The sequence below is a fragment of the Dietzia kunjamensis genome (assembly GCF_045689975.1).
Lineage (GTDB): Bacteria > Actinomycetota > Actinomycetes > Mycobacteriales > Mycobacteriaceae > Dietzia > Dietzia kunjamensis.
In genome coordinates this window covers 2,262,133-2,283,201 of record NZ_CP143297.1, presented here as the reverse complement: position 1 = coordinate 2,283,201, position 21,069 = coordinate 2,262,133, and the positions used below count along the sequence as shown (strand labels likewise).

General features: G+C 71.4%; 26 protein-coding genes and 1 tRNA gene. 18 read left to right on the top strand and 9 right to left on the bottom strand.

The window, feature by feature from the left end; genetic code table 11:
- The first annotated feature begins 34 nt into the window (after positions 1-34).
- The 4 genes from VZF99_RS10645 to VZF99_RS10630 are packed head-to-tail and all read left to right on the top strand — an operon-like array spanning position 35 to position 3,887.
- Complete coding sequence (locus tag VZF99_RS10645; RefSeq protein ID WP_067713232.1) at positions 35-1,684, top strand: AMP-binding protein; 1,650 nt, start codon at positions 35-37, stop codon at positions 1,682-1,684.
- A 27-nt stretch (positions 1,685-1,711) separates the two neighbouring features.
- Positions 1,712-2,488, top strand: a complete 777-nt coding sequence (locus VZF99_RS10640; RefSeq protein ID WP_067713235.1) for a CoA transferase subunit A — start codon at positions 1,712-1,714, stop codon at positions 2,486-2,488.
- Entirely contained in the window at positions 2,488-3,141 is a 654-nt protein-coding gene (locus tag VZF99_RS10635) for a 3-oxoacid CoA-transferase subunit B (protein ID WP_407334740.1), read from the top strand. Before VZF99_RS10640 ends, VZF99_RS10635 begins: the two co-directional genes overlap by 1 nt.
- Entirely contained in the window at positions 3,138-3,887 is a 750-nt protein-coding gene (locus VZF99_RS10630) for a CPBP family intramembrane glutamic endopeptidase (protein WP_407334739.1), read from the top strand. Before VZF99_RS10635 ends, VZF99_RS10630 begins: the two co-directional genes overlap by 4 nt.
- On the opposite strand, the gene VZF99_RS10625 is transcribed toward VZF99_RS10630, so the two are convergent.
- From VZF99_RS10625 to rpmB, 5 genes are all read right to left on the bottom strand, one after another.
- Positions 3,876-4,820, bottom strand: a complete 945-nt coding sequence (locus tag VZF99_RS10625; protein ID WP_407334738.1) for an AEC family transporter — start codon at positions 4,818-4,820, stop codon at positions 3,876-3,878. The two genes, VZF99_RS10630 and VZF99_RS10625, sit on opposite strands and share 12 nt — an antisense overlap.
- 176 nt (positions 4,821-4,996) lie before the next feature.
- Positions 4,997-5,254: a 30S ribosomal protein S18 gene (rpsR, locus tag VZF99_RS10620; RefSeq protein WP_007632792.1), complete on the bottom strand. Its 258-nt coding sequence runs from the start codon at positions 5,252-5,254 to the stop codon at positions 4,997-4,999.
- A 10-nt stretch (positions 5,255-5,264) separates the two neighbouring features.
- Positions 5,265-5,570 (bottom strand): 30S ribosomal protein S14, encoded by a 306-nt coding sequence (rpsN, locus tag VZF99_RS10615; protein ID WP_017836289.1) that lies wholly within the window; start codon positions 5,568-5,570, stop codon positions 5,265-5,267.
- A gap of 3 nt (positions 5,571-5,573) precedes the next feature.
- On the bottom strand, positions 5,574-5,738 hold the full coding sequence (rpmG, locus tag VZF99_RS10610; protein WP_010542298.1) for a 50S ribosomal protein L33: 165 nt from the start codon (positions 5,736-5,738) through the stop codon (positions 5,574-5,576).
- Between the two features lies 1 nt (position 5,739).
- A complete protein-coding gene (rpmB, locus tag VZF99_RS10605) occupies positions 5,740-5,976 on the bottom strand; it encodes a 50S ribosomal protein L28 (protein ID WP_007632788.1) in 237 nt (78 codons plus the stop codon).
- Between the two features lie 385 nt (positions 5,977-6,361).
- Here rpmB and VZF99_RS10600 point away from each other — a divergent pair, with 385 nt between their 5' ends.
- The 7 genes from VZF99_RS10600 to VZF99_RS10570 all read left to right on the top strand — a co-directional run bounded on the left by VZF99_RS10600 (position 6,362) and on the right by VZF99_RS10570 (position 11,312).
- Positions 6,362-6,619: a type B 50S ribosomal protein L31 gene (locus tag VZF99_RS10600; protein WP_067713246.1), complete on the top strand. Its 258-nt coding sequence runs from the start codon at positions 6,362-6,364 to the stop codon at positions 6,617-6,619.
- Between the two features lie 53 nt (positions 6,620-6,672).
- Positions 6,673-6,843 carry a 50S ribosomal protein L32 gene (gene rpmF / locus VZF99_RS10595; RefSeq protein WP_067713249.1) on the top strand — a complete coding sequence of 57 codons (171 nt, stop codon included), beginning with the start codon at positions 6,673-6,675 and terminating at the stop codon, positions 6,841-6,843.
- Positions 6,844-7,036: 193 nt separating this feature from the next.
- Positions 7,037-7,720 carry a response regulator transcription factor gene (locus VZF99_RS10590; protein ID WP_069388691.1) on the top strand — a complete coding sequence of 228 codons (684 nt, stop codon included), beginning with the start codon at positions 7,037-7,039 and terminating at the stop codon, positions 7,718-7,720.
- On the top strand, positions 7,720-9,111 hold the full coding sequence (locus tag VZF99_RS10585) for a HAMP domain-containing sensor histidine kinase (RefSeq protein ID WP_154828342.1): 1,392 nt from the start codon (positions 7,720-7,722) through the stop codon (positions 9,109-9,111). Before VZF99_RS10590 ends, VZF99_RS10585 begins: the two co-directional genes overlap by 1 nt.
- Positions 9,112-9,172: 61 nt before the next feature.
- Positions 9,173-10,594, top strand: a complete 1,422-nt coding sequence (locus VZF99_RS10580; RefSeq protein WP_407334737.1) for a S1C family serine protease — start codon at positions 9,173-9,175, stop codon at positions 10,592-10,594.
- 53 nt (positions 10,595-10,647) lie between these two features.
- Positions 10,648-11,166, top strand: coding sequence for a molybdenum cofactor biosynthesis protein B (locus VZF99_RS10575; RefSeq protein WP_407336115.1), 519 nt, complete (start codon positions 10,648-10,650; stop codon positions 11,164-11,166).
- Positions 11,163-11,312, top strand: a complete 150-nt coding sequence (locus tag VZF99_RS10570) for a hypothetical protein (protein WP_172812104.1) — start codon at positions 11,163-11,165, stop codon at positions 11,310-11,312. The genes VZF99_RS10575 and VZF99_RS10570 overlap by 4 nt, the downstream gene beginning before the upstream one ends.
- A gap of 106 nt (positions 11,313-11,418) precedes the next feature.
- Here the strand turns inward: VZF99_RS10570 and mscL are convergent, their stop codons facing one another.
- The 4 genes from mscL to VZF99_RS10550 all read right to left on the bottom strand — a co-directional run bounded on the left by mscL (position 11,419) and on the right by VZF99_RS10550 (position 13,758).
- Positions 11,419-11,847, bottom strand: a complete 429-nt coding sequence (mscL, locus tag VZF99_RS10565; RefSeq protein ID WP_185950214.1) for a large conductance mechanosensitive channel protein MscL — start codon at positions 11,845-11,847, stop codon at positions 11,419-11,421.
- A gap of 77 nt (positions 11,848-11,924) precedes the next feature.
- Complete coding sequence (locus VZF99_RS10560; protein ID WP_407334736.1) at positions 11,925-12,377, bottom strand: hypothetical protein; 453 nt, start codon at positions 12,375-12,377, stop codon at positions 11,925-11,927.
- Between the two features lie 272 nt (positions 12,378-12,649).
- Positions 12,650-13,027, bottom strand: a complete 378-nt coding sequence (locus tag VZF99_RS10555; RefSeq protein WP_407334735.1) for an FmdB family zinc ribbon protein — start codon at positions 13,025-13,027, stop codon at positions 12,650-12,652.
- Between the two features lie 38 nt (positions 13,028-13,065).
- Entirely contained in the window at positions 13,066-13,758 is a 693-nt protein-coding gene (locus VZF99_RS10550) for a 5-formyltetrahydrofolate cyclo-ligase (RefSeq protein WP_325767459.1), read from the bottom strand.
- Between VZF99_RS10550 and VZF99_RS10545 the strand changes: the two genes are divergently transcribed.
- The 7 genes from VZF99_RS10545 to VZF99_RS10515 all read left to right on the top strand — a co-directional run bounded on the left by VZF99_RS10545 (position 13,757) and on the right by VZF99_RS10515 (position 21,039).
- Positions 13,757-14,656, top strand: a complete 900-nt coding sequence (locus VZF99_RS10545) for a UTP--glucose-1-phosphate uridylyltransferase (protein ID WP_407334734.1) — start codon at positions 13,757-13,759, stop codon at positions 14,654-14,656. The genes VZF99_RS10550 and VZF99_RS10545 overlap by 2 nt on opposite strands.
- A gap of 64 nt (positions 14,657-14,720) precedes the next feature.
- Complete coding sequence (gene glp, locus VZF99_RS10540) at positions 14,721-15,980, top strand: gephyrin-like molybdotransferase Glp (protein WP_407334733.1); 1,260 nt, start codon at positions 14,721-14,723, stop codon at positions 15,978-15,980.
- A gap of 13 nt (positions 15,981-15,993) precedes the next feature.
- Positions 15,994-16,662 (top strand): GNAT family N-acetyltransferase, encoded by a 669-nt coding sequence (locus tag VZF99_RS10535; protein WP_407334732.1) that lies wholly within the window; start codon positions 15,994-15,996, stop codon positions 16,660-16,662.
- A gap of 132 nt (positions 16,663-16,794) precedes the next feature.
- On the top strand, positions 16,795-18,021 hold the full coding sequence (gene glpR / locus VZF99_RS10530) for a gephyrin-like molybdotransferase receptor GlpR (RefSeq protein ID WP_407334731.1): 1,227 nt from the start codon (positions 16,795-16,797) through the stop codon (positions 18,019-18,021).
- 113 nt (positions 18,022-18,134) lie between these two features.
- Positions 18,135-18,207, top strand: a tRNA-Ala gene (locus VZF99_RS10525).
- A gap of 124 nt (positions 18,208-18,331) precedes the next feature.
- On the top strand, positions 18,332-19,585 hold the full coding sequence (locus VZF99_RS10520) for an alpha/beta hydrolase fold domain-containing protein (protein ID WP_407334730.1): 1,254 nt from the start codon (positions 18,332-18,334) through the stop codon (positions 19,583-19,585).
- Positions 19,586-19,785: 200 nt separating this feature from the next.
- Positions 19,786-21,039 (top strand): NADH:flavin oxidoreductase, encoded by a 1,254-nt coding sequence (locus VZF99_RS10515; RefSeq protein WP_407334729.1) that lies wholly within the window; start codon positions 19,786-19,788, stop codon positions 21,037-21,039.
- Positions 21,040-21,069 lie beyond the last annotated feature (30 nt).

Genomic DNA, 21,069 nt, shown 5'->3' with positions numbered 1-21,069 from the left:
GGGCCGTCCGGCCCCACCCCCAAGGAGTACCGAGATGACCACCACCGATCTCGATTCCACACCCCTCGACCCCGCCGGGTCCCACACGCGCGGGGAGACCGACGTCCCCCTGCTCACCCAGACGATCCCCGAGAACCTCGCGGCGACCGTCGAGAGGTTCGGCGACCGCGACGCGCTCGTCGACGTGCAGGCCGACCGGCGGTGGACCTACGCCGAGTTCCTCGCCGACGTCCGCCGCCTCGCCTCCGGACTGCACCGCCTCGGCATCCGTGCGGGCGACCGGGTGGGGATCTGGTCGCCCAACCGGTGGGAGTGGGTGATGGTCCAGTACGCCACCGCCGAGATCGGCGCGGTGCTGGTCAACATCAACCCGTCCTACCGGGTCCACGAGCTGGAGTACGTGCTCAAGCAGGCGGGGATCAAGGCCGTCGTCGCCGCCCCCCAGTTCAAGGATTCCGACTACACCGGGATGCTCGCGCAGGTCCAGCCGAACTGCCCCGACCTCGAACTGGTCGTGCTCTTCGGCGACGAGGAGTGGGAGTCGCTGGTCTCGGGCCCCACCCACGCCGAGGAACTGGCGTCGATCCGCGCCGCACTGCAGCCGGGCGACCCGATCAACATCCAGTACACCTCCGGCACCACGGGCTTCCCCAAGGGCGCCACGCTCTCGCACTCGAACATCCTCAACAACGGGTACTTCGTCGGCGAGCTCGTCAACTACACGGAGGTCGACCGGGTGTGCATCCCGGTGCCCTTCTACCACTGCTTCGGCATGGTGATGGGCAACCTCGCGTGCACCAGCCACGGATCGGCCATGGTCATCCCCGCGCCCGCGTTCGACCCCGCGGCCTCGCTGCGCGCGGTGGAGCAGGAGAAGTGCACGAGTCTCTATGGCGTGCCCACGATGTTCATCGCCGAGCTCGCGCTGGAGGATTTCGACTCCTACGACCTGTCCACGCTGCGCACCGGGATCATGGCCGGCTCGCCGTGCCCCGAATCCACCATGCGTCAGGTGATCGACAGGATGAACATGGAGGAGGTCTCCATCTGCTACGGCATGACGGAGACCTCGCCGGTGTCCACCCAGACCCGTCGGGACGATTCGCTGGACCGGCGCGTGTCCACGGTCGGCCGGGTCGGGCCGCACCTCGAGATCAAGATCGTCGACCCGTCGACCGGTGCCACCCTGCCGCGCGGCGAGGCCGGCGAGTTCTGCACGAAGGGCTACAGCGTCATGCTGGGCTACTGGGACCAGCCGGACAAGACCGCCGAGGCGATCGACCCCGAGGGCTGGATGCACACCGGCGACATCGGGGAGATGGACGACGCCGGTTACGTCCGCATCACCGGCCGCATCAAGGACATGGTCATCCGCGGTGGCGAGAACATCTACCCGCGGGAGGTCGAGGAGTTCCTCTACACCCACCCGGACATCCTCGACGCCCAGGTGATCGGCGTGCCCGACCCCAAGTACGGCGAGGAGCTCATGGCCTGGGTCCGGCTCAAGCCGGGACGCGACGATCTCACGGCCGAGGAGGTCCGCGAGTTCGCCACCGGCAAGCTCGCCCGCCACAAGATCCCGAAGTACGTCCACGTGGTCGACGAGTTCCCCATGACCGTCACCGGCAAGGTCCGCAAGGTCGACATGCGCAAGCGCGCGATCGAGATCCTCGGCATCGCCTGACCGCCCCCACACCCAAGGAGTGCGTGTATGTCCAGCAAGATCATGACCGCGGCGGAGGCCGTCGCGGACATCCCCGACGGGGCGTCCATCGCCGCCGGCGGGTTCGGCCTGAGCGGGATCCCGCAGATCGTCATCGAGGCCCTCGCCGCCCGCGACGTCGGGGACTTCGAGGTGTTCTCCAACAACGCCGGCGTCGACGGCAAGGGCCTCGGCATCCTGCTGGAGAGCGGCAAGCTCCGGCGCATCGTCTCCTCCTACGTCGGGGAGAACAAGGAGTTCGCCCGCCAGTACCTGTCCGGTGAGCTCGAGGTGGAGCTCACCCCGCAGGGCACGCTCGCCGAGCGGATGCGTGCGGGTGGGTCCGGCATCGGGGCGTTCTTCACCCGCACCGGCGTCGGTACGTTCGTCGCCGACGGCGGCATGCCGTGGAAGTACGACTCGGCCGGCGGGATCGCGGTGGCCTCCCCGCCCAAGGAGACCCGCGAGATCCGCGGCGAGACCTACGTGCTCGAGCAGGCCATCGAGGCCGACTACTCGCTGGTGCGGGCCGCGGTGGCCGACCGCAACGGCAATCTCCGGTTCAACCTCACGGCCCGCAACTTCTCACCGCTCGCGGCGATGGCCGGCCGGGTGTGCATCGTCGAGGCCGAGAAGATCGTCGAGGTCGGAGAGCTCGCGCCCGACGACATCCACCTCCCGGGCATTTTCGTCCACCGTCTGGTGGAACTGACCCCGGAGCAGGTCGCCCAGACCAAGTGGATCGAGAAGACCACCACCAACCCGCCCTCGGAAGGACAGCGCTGATGAGCAGGATCGGACGCGACCGCAAGGCCATGGCCGCCCGCGCGGCCCTGGAACTGGAGGACGGCCAGTACGTCAACCTCGGGATCGGCCTGCCGACCCTGGTCCCCAACTACGTCCCCGAGGGCGTCAACGTGACCCTGCAGTCCGAGAACGGGCTGCTGGGCATCGGGCCGTACCCGCACCCCGACGACGTCGACCCGGACCTCATCAACGCCGGCAAGGAGACCGTCACGACCCTGCCGGGGTCGGCGATCTTCGACTCGGCGATGAGCTTCGGCATGATCCGCTCGGGCAAGATCGACGTGGCGATCCTTGGCGCGATGGAGGTCAACCCGGCCGGTGACATCGCCAACTGGATGGTCCCCGGCGCGATGGTCAAGGGCATGGGCGGCGCGATGGACCTCGTGGTGGGTGCCCGCCGGATCGTCGTGGTCATGGACCAGGTCGCCAAGGACGGTTCCTCCAAGATCGTCTCCGAGATCTCCCTGCCGCTCACCGGCCTGGGCTGCGTCAACCGGATCATCACCGAGCTGGGCGTGTTCGACCGGGACGCCGACGGGCTGACCCTCATCGAGATCGTCGACGGGGTGACCCTCGATCAGATCGAGGCGGCCACCGACGCGCCGTTCCGGGTGGCCGAGCACCTCAGGTGACCCCGCCGCCGCCGGCGCCGCCCGGCCTCTGGACCACACCGGTCCGGGGCCGGGCGGCGCTGTCGGCGTTGGCGTGGGTCCTCGTGTACGGGGCCGCCCTCGTCGTCGTCGTCCTCCTCGGCCTGGTCACCGCACGGTCCCTCGGGGCCGGCCGCCCCGACACCGCGCTCCTCGCCCTGGTCGTCCTCGCCGGCACCGCCGCGGCCGCGCTGCTCGCGGTGCGGATCCACCTCCTGCGCCGACGCGGTCTCGGGTGGGCGGACGTCGGGATCCGGCCACCCGACCGCTCACCCTGGCACCTGGCGTGGCAGATCCCCGCGGTGATGGCCGCCGGCGTCACCGCCTCGATGATCGTGCTCATCCCCCTGGGGGCGGGCGCCGAGTCGACGGGGGATGAGGCCGATGCGGCGATCGCGGACCTGGCGGCCGGCGGGCCGGTGTTCGCCGTACTCGGGCTGCTGACCGTCGCCGTGCTCATCCCGGTGGCGGAGGAGGTCGTGTTCCGCGGCATCGTGCTGCCGGCCCTGCGGGCGCGGTTGCGGGCCGTCGCGGGGATCACGCTCGCCGGGGCGATCTTCGCGGCCGTGCACCTGGTGCCCCCGGCGTTGCCGTACCTGCTGGTGGTGGGGATCTCGCTGTGCGCGATGGCCGAGTGGTACCGGTCGATCGTGCCCGGCATCGTGCTCCACGGCGTCAACAACGCGGTCGTGTTCGTCGGCGTGATCGCCGCCGGGTCAGGCCAGTAGTGCGGAGACCAGCAGGAGGACGGGCAGCGCGCCGAGGGTGGTGAGGACGGCGGAGTCCCGGGCCAGCAGAGTCCCGTGTCCGTATCGGGTCGCGACCACGAGGACGTTCTGCGCGGTGGGCAACGCGGCGGCGACCACCACTGTGAGGAGCTCGTGGCCCCGCATCCCCATCAGCCCGGCGCCGATGGCGTACGCGAGCACGGGGTGGGCGACGAGCTTGAGTGCGCTCGCGAGGAAGATCTCCCGGCGGGGCGAGGCGCCGGCCTCGAGCACCTTGACTCCGTAGAGCGACATGCCGAACACCAGCAGGGCGCCGGGGACGGAGATCTGGCCGACCAGGTGCACGGGCTCCAGGAGAGTCTCGGGCGGCGTCCAGGGCAGGGCGGCGACGACGACGCCCGCGAGCGCAGCGAGGACGATCGGGGTGCGGACCGACTGCAGTAGCGCACCGAGCGCGCCCCCGTCCCCGCCGCCGTCCGACCCCTCGGCGCGCGCGGCCCGCTCCAGCACGGCGATGGCGACCGGCTGGAGGACCACCACCTGGAAGAGCAGCAGCGGCATGACGAACCCGAGGTCCCCGAGGACGTACAGCGCGATGGGGATGCCGAGGTTGGCGGAGTTGACGTAGCCGGCGGACAGGGCACCCACCACGAGGTCCGCCGCCGGGCGCTTGAGCCACAGCCGGGCGATCGCCACGTACAGGACCGCGACGATGATCGCCGACACCGCGGACACCACGAACACGCCGGTGAAGACCTGGTCGAGGGTGGTGCGGGCGAGGGAGTCGAACAGCAGTGCCGGGGTGGCGACGTAGAAGACGAGCCGGTTGAGCACCAGGTGCGCGTCCGTGCCGAGGACCAGGGTGCGGGCGAGTATCCAGCCCAGCGCGACCAGCGCGACGATGACGGCGAAGCCGTTGAGGACGCCGGCCACGGGTGGACTCCTGGTGTCGGGGAGGGGAGGGGGAGAGGTAGACGCGGTAACGCCGATCGGGGTCGCGCACTCCTGCGTGAGGAGGCACGACCCCGATCGGGTTGCTGTTGCCTGAGTCGGCGGCTAGAGGCCGCAGGCGGGACGGGCGGTCCGGTTCACCCGCGCCGAGTGGTGACTCAGCGGCTGGTGAACGGCAGCAGGGCCATCTCGCGGGCGTTCTTGACCGCGACGGCGACCTGACGCTGCTGCTGCGGCGTGAGGCCGGTGACCCGACGCGAACGGATCTTGCCGCGATCGGAGATGAACGTACGGAGGGTGTTGACGTCCTTGTAGTCGACCGTCTCGATACCCGCCACCTTCAACGGGTTCTTCTTGGGTCGACGGCCCTCCTGGGCGCGAATCTTCTTGGACGGGGTGCTACGTGCTTTAGCCATGGTTACCTACTCACCAACTCGACTTCGTGACACCGGGCAGCTCGCCACGGTGGGCCATCTCGCGCATGCGGACGCGGGAGAGGCCGAACTTGCGGAGGTAGCCGCGGGGGCGACCGTCGGCGACGTCGCGGTTACGCACCCGCACGGGCGAGGCGTCACGCGGCATCTTGTTGAGCGCGGTCTGGGCATCCATACGTGCCTCGTCCGTGCTCTCGGGGTTCTTGATGATTGCCTTGAGCTCGGCGCGACGCTCGGCGAACCGGGCGACCTTGGCCTTGCGCTGCTCGTTGCGCGCGATCTTGGACTTCTTGGCCACGAGTCAGCGCTCCTCTCGGAATTCGACGTGCTTACGGACGACCGGGTCGAACTTCTTGAGGACGATGCGGTCCGGATTGTTGCGACGGTTCTTGCGGGTCACGTACGTGAACCCGGTACCGGCCGTGGACTTCAGCTTGATGATGGGGCGGATGTCGTTACGGGCCATCTCAGATCTTCTCCCCACGGGCGCGGATGCGGGCCACGACGGCCTCGATGCCATCGCGGTCGATGGTCTTGATGCCCTTGGTCGAGACCGTCAGCGTGACGCGACGACCCTCGGAGGGCAGGAAGTAGCTACGGCGCTGGATGTTCGGGTTCCAGCGACGGTTGGTCCTGCGGTGTGAGTGCGAGACGGACTTGCCGAAACCCGGCTTCCGTCCCGTTACCTGGCAATGCGCCGACATGGCGTGGTTCTCCTTCCGCCCCGTCCTGCGGTGGCGCGCGGCGGAGGGGGCACCCTCGGTCGGCCTGGGCCGTACGGGGGGCTTACCGCCACGTCGCGAGCACCGTGAGAGGCGATAGCAAACGTGCAGACAACAGCGATGGTCTAGTTTACGGCCCGACTGCGTGAAACGGTAATCGGCACGTCAGTGGGCATAAAGGCGGCCGGACCGGCTCAGGCGGCCGGAGGTCCGCGCCGCACGAATTGGGTGCCCGGCCATCCTACGGGTACGATCTACCGATGCGTGTGCTGACACCGGGATCCCCGGTTCGGCCACTGGCAATTGCGCGCTCTTGCAGGAGCGAGCGCCAGACCCACAGACTTCTACCGAGCTAGAGGGATCCAGTATGAAGAACGACATTCACCCCGACTACCACCCGGTGGTCTTCCAGGACTCGGGCACGGGCACCAAGTTCCTCACCCGTTCCACAGCGACCAGCAGCCGCACGGTCGAGTGGGAGGACGGTCAGACGTACCCGCTCATCGTCGTGGACGTGACCAGCGAGTCGCACCCGTTCTGGACCGGCGCGCAGCGCGTCATGGACACCGCCGGCCGCGTCGAGAAGTTCCAGCGTCGCTACGGCAACCGCACCCGCCGCAAGTGAGCAGCGGGGCGTCCGCGCCCCGACCACCCTCCTAGACCCCGAGGACGATAATCATGGCAGTTCCGAAGCGCCGCCTCTCGCGTGCCAACACCCACTCCCGCCGGTCCCAGTGGAAGGCCGACAACGTCGCCCTCCAGGAGACCAAGATCGACGGCCGCCCCGTGGCGCTGCCGCGTCGTCTGGTCAAGGCCGCTCAGCTCGGCCTGGTCAACCTCGACCGCTGAGCCGCGTCGGCTGCCGCCCCCGGGGCGCAGCTGAGCACGGCGGCGCCGCGGGCGCCGCACGCACACGCCCGGTCACGAGCCCGGCGGGTCCACACGGACCCGTCGGGCTCGTCGGCGTCTGTGGCGCGCGTGGCGGCGGCCCTCCGGGGCGGATCCTCAGCCGCGCTTCAGTCGGGTGGGCGAGAATCCCGTCATGAAGATTCTCGTTGTCGACGACGACCAGGCCGTGCGCGAATCGCTCCGGCGCTCCCTGACTTTCAACGGCTACGACGTGGAGCTCGCCGGCGATGGCATCGAGGCGATCGAGAGGGTCGACACCAACCGGCCCGACGCGGTCATCCTCGACGTGATGATGCCCCGTCGGGACGGGCTCGAGGTGTGCCGGATCCTGCGCAGCAGGGGGGACGACCTGCCGGTGCTCATGCTCACCGCGAGGGACGCCGTCTCCGAGCGGGTCGCTGGTCTGGACGCGGGGGCCGACGACTACCTGCCCAAACCCTTCGCGTTGGAGGAACTCCTCGCCCGCCTGCGGGCTCTGCTGCGTCGTCGCGGCACGGACGCCGAGGAGGTCGACGAGGTGCTGGAGTTCGAGGACCTGCGGATGGATATCGCGACCCGCGAGGTCACCCGCGGCGAGCGCCGGATCCAGCTGACCCGCACCGAGTTCTCCCTGCTCGAGCTCCTCATGCACCACCCACGCCGGGTCCTCACCCGGAGCCACATCCTCGAGGAGGTGTGGGGCTACGACTTCCCGACCTCGGGTAACGCTCTCGAGGTCTACATCGGCTACCTACGGCGTAAGACGGAAGGGGAGGGTGAGAGCCGGTTGATCCACACCGTGCGCGGTGTGGGTTACGTGCTGCGCGAGACGCCGTAGTGCCCGCCCGCACGATGCGGACGGGGTCCGCACCGATCTCCCTGCACCAGCGGGTGACGCTGCTGGCGGCGAGCTCGGTGGGTGTCGCGGTGGCCCTCATGGCCGTCGCGGCGTACTTCGTCGTGTCGGGGTCGATGTACAGCGATGTCAACAACCGCCTGCAGCAGCAGGCCGACCAGCTGGTCAACAGCCAACTCGCCTCCGAGTTCGCCCTGCAGTCGCGCAGCACGCTGATCGCACTGCGGGCGTTCAACCCGAACCTGGACGCGCAGATCGTCGCTCCCTCCGGGGTGCGCACCGCGACCGGGGAGCCCTTCCAGATCGGTGGCCCGGAGATCGCGGTCGTGCGCGGCGAGGCCGAGTCGAGCCTGCGTACCTCCGGGGGCAAGCAGATCTACGCGGTCGGGGTCCGAGACGGCTCGACCCTCATCCTGGCCCAGGACCTCAGCCCCACCCGTGCTGCGTTGAACCGTCTGGCGATCGTGCTCACGCTCGTCGGGGCAGCGGGCATCGCCCTGGCCGCGGTGGCCGGGACGGCCGTCGGCCGCACCGGGTTGGCGCCGGTGGCCCGGCTGACCAGAGCCGTGGAACGCATCGCCCGCACCGATGATCTGCGGCCGATCCCCGTGGCCGGTGACGACGAGATCGCCCGCCTGACGAGCAGTTTCAACCAGATGCTCGTCGCGCTGGGGGAGAGCCGGGAGAGACAGGCGCGGCTCGTCGCGGACGCCGGGCACGAACTCAAGACGCCACTGACGAGTCTGCGGACGAACGTCGAGTTGCTCATCGCGGCCAGTCGCCCCGGCGCGCGGACGATCCCCGACGCCGACCGGAACGAACTCGAGGCAGACGTCGTGGGCCAGATCTCGGAACTCAGTCAGCTCGTCGGGGATCTGGTCGAGCTCGCCCGCGAGGACTCCGGGGAGGTCGAGCTGGAGCCGGTGGCCGTCTCCGACGCGGTCGAACGGGCCCTCGAGCGGGTCCGGCGTCGCCGGCACGACGTGGACTTCGACGTCGAGTTGATGCCCTGGTACTCCTTCGGCGACTCGGCCGGGATCGAGCGCGCGGTGCTGAACGTGTGCGACAACGCGGCCAAGTGGAGTCCCACCGGCGGGACGGTGACGGTGCGGATGCGGCCCATCTCCGACGCGGTGATGGAACTGACTGTCGCCGACCAGGGGCCCGGCATCCCCGAACAGGACCGCGAGCTGGTATTCGAACGCTTCCACCGCTCGCACGAGGCGCGCGCGATGCCGGGGTCGGGTCTGGGGCTGGCCATCGTCCGACAGGTCACGACCCGACACGGCGGAACCGTCGAGATCAGCGACGCCGAGGGCGGCGGCGCACTGGTGCGGGTGACCATCCCCGGAAGCGAGCAGCCGCCCGGGTGAGTCCCGGGGTGGCGCGCACCGTCTCAGCGGGCACACAGCGCCATCGGGAACCATGGGACTCATGGAGAACGAGAACGAGAACGGCCGGGGCAGGGGCGAACCCGGGTCCCCGGACGAGTGGGCCGGCAGATCGGGTGCAGGTCTCGAAGGACCCGCACACGGACCCTCCGGCCAGAACCCCTACGCCGCCGAGAATCCCTACGGCATGGCCCAGGGGTGGGGTGGAACCGATCGGCCCACCACGGCCTTCCCCGCTCAGCACCCCGCACAGCACCCCGCACAGGCGCAGGCGCAGGGGCAGGCCGGACCGTGGCGACCCACGGACGCCATACCCCCCTCCGACGCCATGCCCCCCTCGGGCCCGCCGCTCCACCCCGGTGTCGGACCGGGTGTGGAGCCCGGGACGCCGCAGGGCCAACGGAAGTCGGGCCGGGGCCTGCTCGCGGCCGGCATCGTGGCCGCCATGCTCGTCTCCGGTGGGTTCGGTGGGTGGATCGGTGCGACGGTCGCCGGTGGGTCCGCGGCGGGGTTGTCCTCGCCCATCAGCGCGACCCAACCCGAGGGGACGGCGCCCGACGGCACCGTCGAGGCGGTGGCGGACAAGGTGCTGCCGAGCGTCGTGTCGATCGACGTGCGTTCCCAGACGGGCCGCGGCGAGGGGTCCGGGGTGGTGTTGACCGCCGACGGCCTCATCATCACCAACAACCACGTCATCGGCGCGGCTCAGGCCGGGGGCCAGATCCAGGTGCGCTTCGACGACGGCTCCAAGGCTCCCGCGAGCGTCGTCGGCACGGACCCGGCCACCGACATCGCGGTCATCAAGGCGGAGACCTCCCGCCCGCTCACCCCCATCGCCCTGGGCACCTCGGCGACGTTGACCGAGGGACAGGCCGTGGCCGCGGTGGGGTCGCCACTGGGGTTGTCGGGCACCGTCACGACCGGCATCGTCTCCGCGCTGAACCGCCCGGTGCGGGCCGGCGGCGCCCAGTCGGACCAGAGCACGGTGATCGACGCCATCCAGACCGACGCCGCCGTGAACCCGGGCAACTCGGGCGGCGCGCTGGTCAACATGAACGGCGAACTGGTCGGGATCAACTCGGCCATCGCGTCGTTGGGATCGGGCAATTCGGGATCGATCGGCCTGGGCTTCGCCATCCCGGTGGACCAGGCCAGGCGGATCGCCGACCAGCTGATCAAGCAGCAGTACGCGACCCGCGCGGTGCTCGGGGTCTCGGTCAGCGACTCGCCGGAGGGCGACGGCGCGCTGGTGCGTGCCGTCGAGCCGGGGGGACCCGCCGAGCGCGCGGGGATCGAGCAGGGCGCGGTCATCACCGGGGTGGGGGAACGGCTCATCGAGGGCGGCGACGCGCTCGTCGCGGCCATCCGGTCCCAGGCGCCGGGGGATACCGTGACCGTCACCTATGCTTCTCGTGAGGGCGATTCGCCGAACACCGTAGACGTGATGCTGGGAGAGGCCAGATGAGCACCAGATTTGACCCGCGGGCTCTGCCCGGGGGCCGCAAGCTCCCCACCGGTATGGACTTCGACCCCGCGGCCGTCGAGCCGGTCGAGCCGCAGATCGCCGGACGCGCCATGGTCGTGGTGGTGACCGACCGCCTCAACGAGCGGGAGGACTCCATCGGTCCGCTGGTCACGGAGCTCCTCGAGGAGGAGGGGTTCCTCGTCGGTGGTGTCGTGGGCGTGGCGTCGGACGAGGCGGAGGTGCGCAAGGCCCTCGAGACGGCGGTGGTCGGTGGATTCGACTTCGTCGTGACCGTGGGGGGCACCGGGGTCGGTCCCCGGGACATCACGCCCGAGGTCACCGAGGAGATCCTCGACCAGCGCCTGCCCGGCATCGCCGAGGCCATCCGGTCGTCGGGTCTCACGGCCGGCGCGGTCGACTCGATCGTCTCGCGCGGCCTGGTGGGGGTGTCCGGAAGCACGGTGGTCGCCAACCTCGCGCCGAGCCGCGCGGCCATCCGCGACGGGATGGCGACCCTGTGCCCGCTCGTCTCGTACGTGGTGGCGCAGTTGTCCGCCTTCGACGAACTGTGACGGATCCGCGGCCGGTGGACCGGGCGCGACTCGACGAGGTGTTCGGGGAGATCCTGCCCGAGACGACCTCGGACGAGGCGCGCACCGCGGACAGTCGGATCGACGACGACTGGTGGCGCGATCAGCGCCCGCCGCATCACGGCTGACTCCACGGCGACGCAGCGCCACCTCCGGCAGACGCCGACGCCCCGCCGGCCATGACGACGCCGACGGGGCGGGGGACGTAGACCTTGGAACGCGGACCGGAGTCGATCAGGCGTTGCTCGACGGGCTGTCCGGCTCGGACGGGTGCGTGAGCGGGCGGCCGGCGAGCAGGTCGCGGATCTCCACGAGGAGGTCGTTGTCCGAGGCGGGGGCCTCGATGCCCTTGCGCTTGGCGGCGGCCTCCTTCATCTTGTTCATCGGCCCGACCAGGACGAAGTAGATGATTGCCGCGATCAGCAGGAAGTTGATGATCGCGGTGATGAGCATCCCGAAGTCCATGACGGTCTCGGGATTGCCCTCCAGGAGCTGGACGGCGAACCCGATCTCGCGGTCGCCGCCGAGCAGCGCGATCAGTGGGTTGATAATCGCGCTGGTGAAGGCGTCGACGATGGAGGCGAACGCGGTGCCGATCACGACGGCTACCGCCAGATCGATCACGTTGCCCTGCATGATGAATTCCTTGAAACCCTTGAGCATTCGTGCGCCCCTTCCCAAAACGGTCGTCTCAACGGATCCGGCGATAATACCAGCCGGCCGTGCCGCTTCCGCGCAACTCAACCGTGGACCACGACGGCCAGCGGGGTCCCGGCGGCCGTCGCGGCGAGGCGGGCGGCGTCGGTCTCGGGGACCTCGACGAGGATCGAGCGGGCGCCCGACCGTCCCACGGGGGCGTCCCGTACCCGGGCGGCGTGGGCGATGAGCGCGGGCGACTGCCCCGGGGCGAGTTCGGCGGTCCCGACGAGGTCGACCAGGTCGCCGGGGCGGAGCAGATCGGCCACGGTCGGGTCGGCGAGCGGGACGGGCACCACCCGGACCGGTCCGCGCGCGGGATCGTCGCCGGGCCCCGCGTCTGCGGCGGTCGGGGCGGTGGGGTCCGCCGGGTCCGGGGCACCGGATCGGTCCACGAACGGGGCGGCCACGACGAGCGCGGCCGCGAGCCCGATCCGAACTGCGCGGCGCCGCCGCCACCGCCCGGGTGTGGTCACCGAGGCGATGGTGCGGCGCATGGGGTCCCCCGTCGGTCGGTGCGCTCGACTCGAGCGCCGGATCGGTGGGCGCCGGGCGGGCCGGTGCCGTGTCGATCAGACCGTAGCGGCGCGGTGGGTCGGCCATGCCGCCCCGGGCGCGCGGAGGTGCGGCGCTTGTGGAGACGGCCGGGGGTGTGGATAACCGCGCGGGGAAAGCCGGCGGGCGGTACCCCGGCCGGGGGCGGCGGTGACGCGGCCGGTGACGACGACGGTGCCGGTGCCGGTGACGGTGCCGCTTACGACGGTGCCGGTTACGACGACGAGGTCGACGACCCCGAGGAGGAGCCCGAACCGGTGGATGCGCCGGAGCCGGAGGCCGAGCCGGATCCCGAAGAGCCGGATCCCGAGGAGCCGGACATCGAGGAGCCGCTGTCCGACGAGCCGGATCCCGAGGAGCTGCTGCCGGACGAACTGCCGCCCGATCCCTTGCCGGCTGAGCCGCTGTCGCCGGAGGCCCGGCTGTCGGTGCGGTAGAAGCCGGAGCCCTTGAAGACGACGCCGACCGTGTTGAAGAGCTTGCGCAGGGTGCCGTCGCACCGGGGGCAGACCGTCAGCGAGTCCTCGTCGAAGGACTGCTGGATGTCGAAGGCGACGTCGCAGTCGCGGCACCGGTAGGAGTAGGTGGGCATCTGGCCTCCCGAGGAGTATCGGACAACGATTTGGCACTCTACTCTGGCGAGTGCCAAGTTCCGAAGTCGAGAACCGCCTCCGGGGTGATGACGCCGTCGACCGGCCGGTCGTGAGGCTCTGCGGGGACGTGGTCGACGACGTTCTCGGCGTCCAGCAGCGCGAGCATCCTCGTGTGCGGGCCGGTCAACGCGAGGGACCGGTCGTAGTAGCCACCGCCCCGGCCGAGCCGGTTCCCGGACCGGTCCACGGCGACGGCGGGGACGAGGACGAGATCGGCACCCGAGATGAACTCCGGCCCGGCGGGCGGTGCCGACGGGACGGGGATACCGAAACGTCCCGGCACCAGGTCCGCCGGCCCCGCGTACGCCGCCCATTCCAACGGGCCGACCACCGGCGAGACCGGCAGGAACACCCGCGCACCGCACCGGGTGAGTTCCTCGGCCAGACCCCGTCCGCCGGCCTCGTCGTCGTCGGGGACGTACGCGCAGACCACCATCCCGGCGGTGACGACGCCCCCCAGGCGCCCGAGGATCCTCCGGTCGCGCTCGGCGCGCACCGGCGCCGGTACCGCGGCCCGACGATCGAGGACCTCGCGGCGCAACCGCGTCTTGGCGACCGGGAGCGCGACGGTCTCGTCGGTGCGATCGGGCCGGTCGGACTGCATGACCCCAGTCTGCCGCGCGTGGCGCCACCCCGAGCGGGCGGGTGCGAGGTCTAAGGTGGTCGCCATGACGTCCAGTACCTCTGTCGACCCGCAGTTCCGGACCGCCGTCGTGCCGGCGGCCGGCCTGGGGACCAGGTTCCTGCCCGCCACCAAGACGGTGCCCAAGGAACTGCTTCCGGTCGTGGACACCCCGGGCATCGAGCTCATCGCCGAGGAGGCGACCGAGGCCGGCGCCGGGCGGCTCGCGATCGTCACCTCCGAGCGCAAGGTCGGCGTGATGGCGCACTTCTCCGAGGACCAGGTCCTCGAGGACACGCTGTCCGACCGCGGCAAGGACGTCCTGCTGCACAAGGTCCAGCGCGCCCCCGGGCTCATCGAGGTCGTGGACGTGCGCCAGGACGAGCCGCTGGGGCTCGGTCACGCGGTCGCACAGGTGGAGTCGGTGCTCGGCGACGAGGAGAAGGCGGTGGCCGTGCTGCTGCCGGACGACCTCGTCCTGCCGTTCGGGATCCTCGGCCGGATGTCGGCGGTCCGCGCGGCCCGCGGCGGCAGCGTGCTGTGCGCGTTCGAGGTGGATCCGCAGGACGTGTCGTCCTACGGCGTGTTCCGGGTCGAGGACACCGATGACCCGTCGGTGAAGAAGGTGCTCGGCATGGTCGAGAAGCCCGCCGCCGAGGACGCTCCGTCCAACCTCGCCGCGGCCGGGCGGTACGTGCTCGACCGGGCGATCTTCGACGCGCTGCGCCGGATCGAGCCGGGTGCCGGAGGCGAGCTCCAGCTCACCGACGCGATCGACCTGCTCATCGGCGAGGGACACCCCGTGCACGTGGTGGTCCACGACGGTACGCGGCACGACCTGGGCAACCCGGGCGGCTACATCAAGGCCTGCGTGGACTTCGCGCTGGACAACCCGGCGTACGCGGACGATCTCCGCGAGTGGCTCTCGGACCGACTGGGTTCCTGACGAGCACCGTAGGTGAGGCGGGCCCGCTCGGCGGGCGGTGACTGGTACGGGAAGGGGACACTGGGTGCGCTCCGTCGAGGAACAGCTGGCGCTGGTGACGGCGGCCGCGGTCGCCCCGCGCCCGGTCCGTGTGGCGATCTCCGAGGCGCAAGGCTTGTTGTGCGCCGAGGAGGTCGTGGCGGAGCGGCCGCTGCCGGCGTTCGACCAGGCCGCCATCGACGGGTACGCGGTGCGCAGCGTCGACGTGCGCGCGGGCGGACCCACCTCCCAGGGCGGGGACGACCCGGCCGGACCGGCGACACTGCCCGTGGTCGGTCAGATCACCGCGGGATCCCGCCAGCCGACCCGCCTCCAACCCGGCCAGACCGTCCGGGTGGACACGGGCGCACCGCTGCCCACGCTCGCGGACGCGGTCCTGCCGATCGGATGGGCCACCGCCGACGGGCGCCACATCACCCCCTCCCGCGCCGTCCGCACCGGGGATTACGTCCGACGGGTCGGCGACGACGTGCAGCCCGGGGACGTGGCGGTGCGCGCGGGCAGCATCATCGGACCGGCGCAGGTCGGCCTGCTCGCCTCGGTCGGGCGCGCGAAGGTATTGGTGCACCCCAAGCCGCGGATGGCGGTCATCTCCGTCGGCGACGAACTCGTCGACGTCGACGGCCGGCCCGGCACCGGACAGGTCTACGACGTCAACTCCTACGCCCTCACCGCGGCCGGCCGGGACGCCGGCGCCGACGTCCACCGCGTGGGCATCGCCAGTACCGAACCGTCCCGCCTGCGCGAGGTCCTCGAGGGTCAACTCGTGCGCAGCGAGCTCGTCGTGGTCTCGGGCGCCGCCGGCGGTGAGGCGACCACCCGCATCCGCCAGGTCATGGCCGAGCTCGGCCAGATCGAGGTCAACCGGGTGGCGATGCATCCCGGGTCGGTCCAGGGGTTCGGGCGGCTCGGACGCGACGAGGTCCCCACCTTCCTCCTGCCGTCCAACCCGGTGAGCGCCCTGGTGGTCTTCGAGATCATGGTCCGCCCACTCATCCGGATCGCCCTCGGCAAGCGCCAGCCCATGCGCCGCACCGTCCGCGCACGGACCGTCGCGCCGATCTCGTCGGTCGAGGGTCGGCGCGGCTACCTGCGCGGACAACTGATGCGCGACACCGACACCGGGGAGTACCTGGTCCGCGCCCTCGGCGGCGCCCAGGGGTCGTCCACCCACCTGCTGGCCTCGCTGGCGGAGGCGAACTGCCTCGTCGTGATCGACCCCGGCGTCACCGCGGTGCGTACGGGTGACGAGGTCGACGTGATGTTCCTCGCCCAGCGCGGGTGACCGGGCCGGCGACGTGAGCGGACCGTGGAGCGCGTTCGCCGCCGACACGGTGACCCGCCCCGGGTGGCCGATCGAGGCCGGGCCGGTGCGGGTGCGCGCAGGGGTCGTGACCTTGCGCCCGGTCCGCCGCCGCGACGCCCGGGACTGGGCGGCGCTGCGGTTGTTCGAGCGGGACCGCCTCGAACCGTGGGAGCCCACCGTCGAGGGGCGCTGGCACGAGAACAACTCCGCGCGCGCCTGGCCCCCCATCCACGCCCAGCTCAAGCGTTACGCCCGCGCCGGCGCGAGCCTGCCCGCCGCCATCGAGTTGGACGGCCGCTTCTGCGGGCAGCTCACCGTGGGCGGGATCGTCCGCGGCGCGCTGCACTCCGGCTGGATCGGCTACTGGGTGGGGCGACCCTTTCTCGGTGGCGGGGTGGCCACCGCCGCCCTGGCGCTGGGTGTCGACCACGCGTTGGGTCCGGGAGCACTGCACCGGGTCGACGCCACCGTCCGGCCGGAGAACACCGCCAGCCGCGTGGTGCTGGACCGGTGCGGTTTCCGCGAGGAGGGGCTGCTGCGGCGCTACCTCCACGTCGACGGGGCGTGGCGCGATCATCTCCTGGTGGCACGGACCCGCGAGGAGCACGGCCGGGGCGCCGTCGCGGCTCTGGTGCTGGCGGGTCTGGCGCGACGCGCGTGACCGCGCGTCTGAGTATGTCCTGAGCATCGTGACCTGCGGCGCGCCGTCACTGGACGGAGCTCGGGCCCCGATACGGTTGGGACCTCACCACGACGTCCCGTGTCGGGGTAGACGCTCGAGGAGGCCTGATCGATGTCGAGCTCGCTGCTGATCATCCTGCTGGTGGTGGTCTGGCTGTTCGTCCTCGCGCCGATGCTCATCCGGTCGCGGAATCCCATCCGCCGCACCGGTGACGCACTGGCCCAGACGCGCACGCTCTACTCCGGCGGTTCCGGCCGACTGGTACCCAGTCGTGGCCGTGCCGCCGCCGACCCGGTCCAGGCCGAGGACGAGGACTCCCTTTTCGGTCTGCCCTCCGGGGCGGGCGCGACGGACGCCGAGTTGCTCGACACCGAGACGTGGGAGCACCTGCTCGAGCAGACCCTGCGCCGTGAGGCCGCCGGCCGTCGGGGCGAGGCCGTCCGCCGGGCGATGGAGGAGCGGCGCGCCGCGGTGGCCGGGGACCCGGCCGCCGAGGAGGTCACCTCCGAGATCCCGGCTGTCCCCGTTGTCGACGAGCACGACCCGGCCAGGGCGGTCGCAGGGGTGGACGAGCGGTCCGCCTCGGCCGTGGGCGCCCGGGTCGGCGACCTCCGCTCGAACGGCGTGGGCGCGGCGGCCGCGGACTCGGACGTGTCGGGCGCGGAGGCGGACGACGAGACCCGGCGACCGGTGGTCGTCGACGGCGAGCTCGTCGAGGGCACGGCGGGGGAGCGGACCGCGGCTCGGACCGATCACGCCGAGGACGCCGCGGGCATCGACGAGGAGGCCGTGCTCACCCATCGTGGGCGCCGACGCCCGGCCGAGCCCGAGGTCGAGCTCACCGACGCCGATCTGAGCTTCGCCGAGCGACGTCGCGGGCGCGGGGCCTACGACCCGATGGCGGACCGCGAGGCCGCCGAGCAGCGGGCCCACGCGCGCCAGCGCACCGCGCTCATCCTCGTGGCGTTGTCCGTCGTCACCGTGATCGCCGCGCTGCTCACCGTGCCCGCCGTCTGGTGGTTCGCCGGAGGCTCCGTCCTGCTGCTCGCCGCCTACCTGACCTACCTGCGCCGCCAGGTCAAGCTCGAGGAGAGCCTGCGCCGGCGCCGCGTCGAGAGGATGCGTCGCGCCCGGCTCGGTGTGGAGTCCCGCGAGGACGACGAGCTGTCCGTCGTGCCGCCCCGCCTGCGGCGTCCCGGTGCGGTCGTGCTGGAGATCGACGACGAGGACCCGGCGTTCGACGTCCTCGATACGTTCGACGATCACCTGGACTCCGACCCCGGGCACCACGATCACCGGCGCCGGCAGCACGCACCGCTGCGGCGCGCGGTGGGGTGATCGACGGCCCGGTTTGGTCGGGGGGCCGACCATCCTGGTAAGGTGTTCCACGCTGCTCGAGAGGGCGGCACCGTCACCCGCGAGGGGGACATCGTCGCCCGCGAGGGCGGCGAGGGGCTATAGCGCAGTTGGTAGCGCGTCTCGTTCGCATCGAGAAGGTCAGGGGTTCGATTCCCCTTAGCTCCACCCAAGGACTACGAGTTCTCAAGGCCGTTTCCGCGCAAGCGGGGACGGCCTTTCCGCTTTGTGGTGAGCTGGCTTTGTGGTGAGTTGGCGCTGTGGTGAGTTGGGGCTGTGGTGAGCTGGGGCAGTGGCCGTTCACTCCTTCACGATCGTCGAGCGCTTCTCGGCCGAGCCCGGTGACGTGCTCTCCCTCGCCTCCGACGCCGCGCGGTGGCAGGAGTGGGCGCCTGCGCTGTTGCGCGGGCTCGGCCGACGTCACCCCGGCGCCGTCACCGTGCGCGCCCTGCCCGGCGGTGGTGGCGAGCTCGAGTGGGAGTGCTCCATCCGGACGTCCGATCGGGTCGTCGGCACGGTGGTCGCCCGTGTCATCGCGGCACTCGTCGCCCTGCTGGCGCGTCGTCTGGTGACCGAGGCCGACCGTCGGATCACGCGCACCCGCCGGCCGAGCCTCCCGGCACGCCTCCAACGCCTCGGCCTGCAGCTGGTCATCCGCCCCGTGCTGACCGTCGCACCGTTCGACCGGAGGTGGATCCGGGCGATGCGCGCGGTGGCCACGGGCGCGTCGCGGGCCACGGGATCCCGCCGGGTGGCCCGACCGGCCGACGGTGCTCCCGTCCCCGGGCTCTGGATCGACGGGCCGGCGGATGCCCCGGGGCTGCTCGTGTTGCACGGTGGTGGCTATGTCGCCGGCTCAGCGGACACGCACGCCACCATGGCGACCACGCTCGCCCGGCTGTCCGGATCGACCGCCTACGTCCCCGACTACCGACTCGCGCCCGAGCACCGGTACCCGGCCGCCCTCGACGACGCCGAGGTGGCGTTCCGTCATCTCGCCGAGCGTGTCGGTGGCGCAGCGCGCGTCGCCGTCGCCGGGGACTCCGCGGGCGGCGCCCTCGCCCTCGGGCTGCTCGACCGCCTCCGCCGCAGTGGGGAGCGTCCGGCCGCCCTGGCGTTGGTCAGCCCCTGGGTCGACCTGGCCGGGCGCACCGGCCCGGGGCGGCAGGCCGGCGCGGCCCGGTGGAGTGGCGCCTTCGACCCGCGCACGCCGCCGAGGCTGGCCCGCGCCTGTCGCGACGCCTATGCCGGGAACGTCCCGGTCGACGACCCGGGGGTCTCACCCGCCCGGCGCCCCCTCGACGCGTCGGCGCCACCGACCGCGATCGTGTGCGGCGGCGACGACTTCGTGGTCGACGACGTCCGCCGCTTCGTCGAGGCCAGTCGCTCGCGTGGCGCGACGATCGACCTGAGGGTCTGGCCCGGGATGATCCATTGCTTCCCGGTCGTGGCGGGCACCCCGGAGGGCGCCTCAGCGCTGGCCGTGCTCGCGGTCCACATCGGGAGCGCGGTCGGCGGTGCCTCGGATCCCCGACGGGAGGACTGATGGGATCGGGGATCGTGACGACCGCCTGCGGCGTATCGCTCGTGGAGATCGGTGCGGGCGTCTGAAGCGGGTAAGGCCAACCTATGGTCTGCAGGTGGCGGGCGGTAGCGCCGCCCGGCGTAGGGTGCCTGCGGCGAATCACGACAAATGCGCTGGCCAGACAGGGGACGGGGCGGGTGGAACAGGTTATAGTTCTGCCTATGAGTCTCGCGCCCGGAACACCCGCACCCGATGTCTTCAGCCCCGGCAAGATCGGCAACGTGACGCTGCGCAACCGCATCGTCAAGGCCGCGACCTTCGAGGGGCGCTGTCCCAAGGGGCGCATCACCGACGAGCTCATCGAGTTCCACGCCGAGTACGCGCGCGGCGGCGTGGGCATGACGACCGTGGCCTACCTCGCGACCTCCCCCGAGGGCCGCACCGACAAGCACCAATACCACTGGGGAATGGACGACGGTGGCATGCTGCGCAAGCTCACCGACGCCGTGCACGCCGAGGGCGCCGCGATCTCCGCCCAGGTCGGTCACGCCGGGGCCGTCGCCAACGGGTCGTCCAACGGGCTGCCCCCGCTTGGGCCGTCCCGGATCCCGGCGCCCACCGGCCTGGCGATCACCAAGGCGTGCACGGAGGCGGACATCGACCGGATCGTGTCCGACCACGTCCGCGCCGCCCGCGGTGCGTATGAGGCCGGTTTCGACGCCATCGAGGTGCACTTCGGTCACAACTACCTCGTCAGCGAGTTCCTCAGCCCCAAGCTCAACCGGCGCAAGGATTCCTACGGCGGATCGCTGGAGAACCGCGCCCGCTTCGCCCGCCGCATCGGCCGCGCCATCCGCGACGCCATGGGCGACAAGATCGCGGTGACGATCAAACTCAACATGGACGACGGCGTGCCCGGTGGGTTCTGGATCGACGAGGCCCGCCAGGTCGCCCAGTGGCTCGAGCAGGACGGCTCCGCCGACGCGCTGGTGATGACAGTCGGCAGCTCCCTGCTCAACCCCATCTACCTGTTCAAGGGCGCCGCGCCCCTGGAGGAGTTCGCCGCCACCCAGCCCGCGGTGATCAAGATGGGCATGAAGGTCGTGGGTCCGAAGATGTTCAAGGAGTACCCGTACACCGACGCGTACATGTTCGACGACGCCCGGCAGATCCGCGAGGCCGTGGGCCTGCCGATGATGCTGCTCGGCGGGATCGTCGACCGGCCGTCCATCGACAAGGCGATGGGGGCCGGTTTCGAGTTCGTCGCCATGGGCCGAGGCCTGCTGCGTGAGCCCGACCTGCCCAACAAGCTCAAGGAGGACGACCGGCGTCGGTCGCTGTGCGTGCACTGCAACCGCTGTATGGCCACCATCTACAGCGGCAGCCGCTGCGTGCTGCGCGAGTACGTCCCGCCGATCCCCGCCCGCGGCGGCCACGACACCCTCCAGGCGACGAGCCCCACGCCACCCGTGTAGAGCGGACGCGCCCGCCCGTCCCCGCCTCAC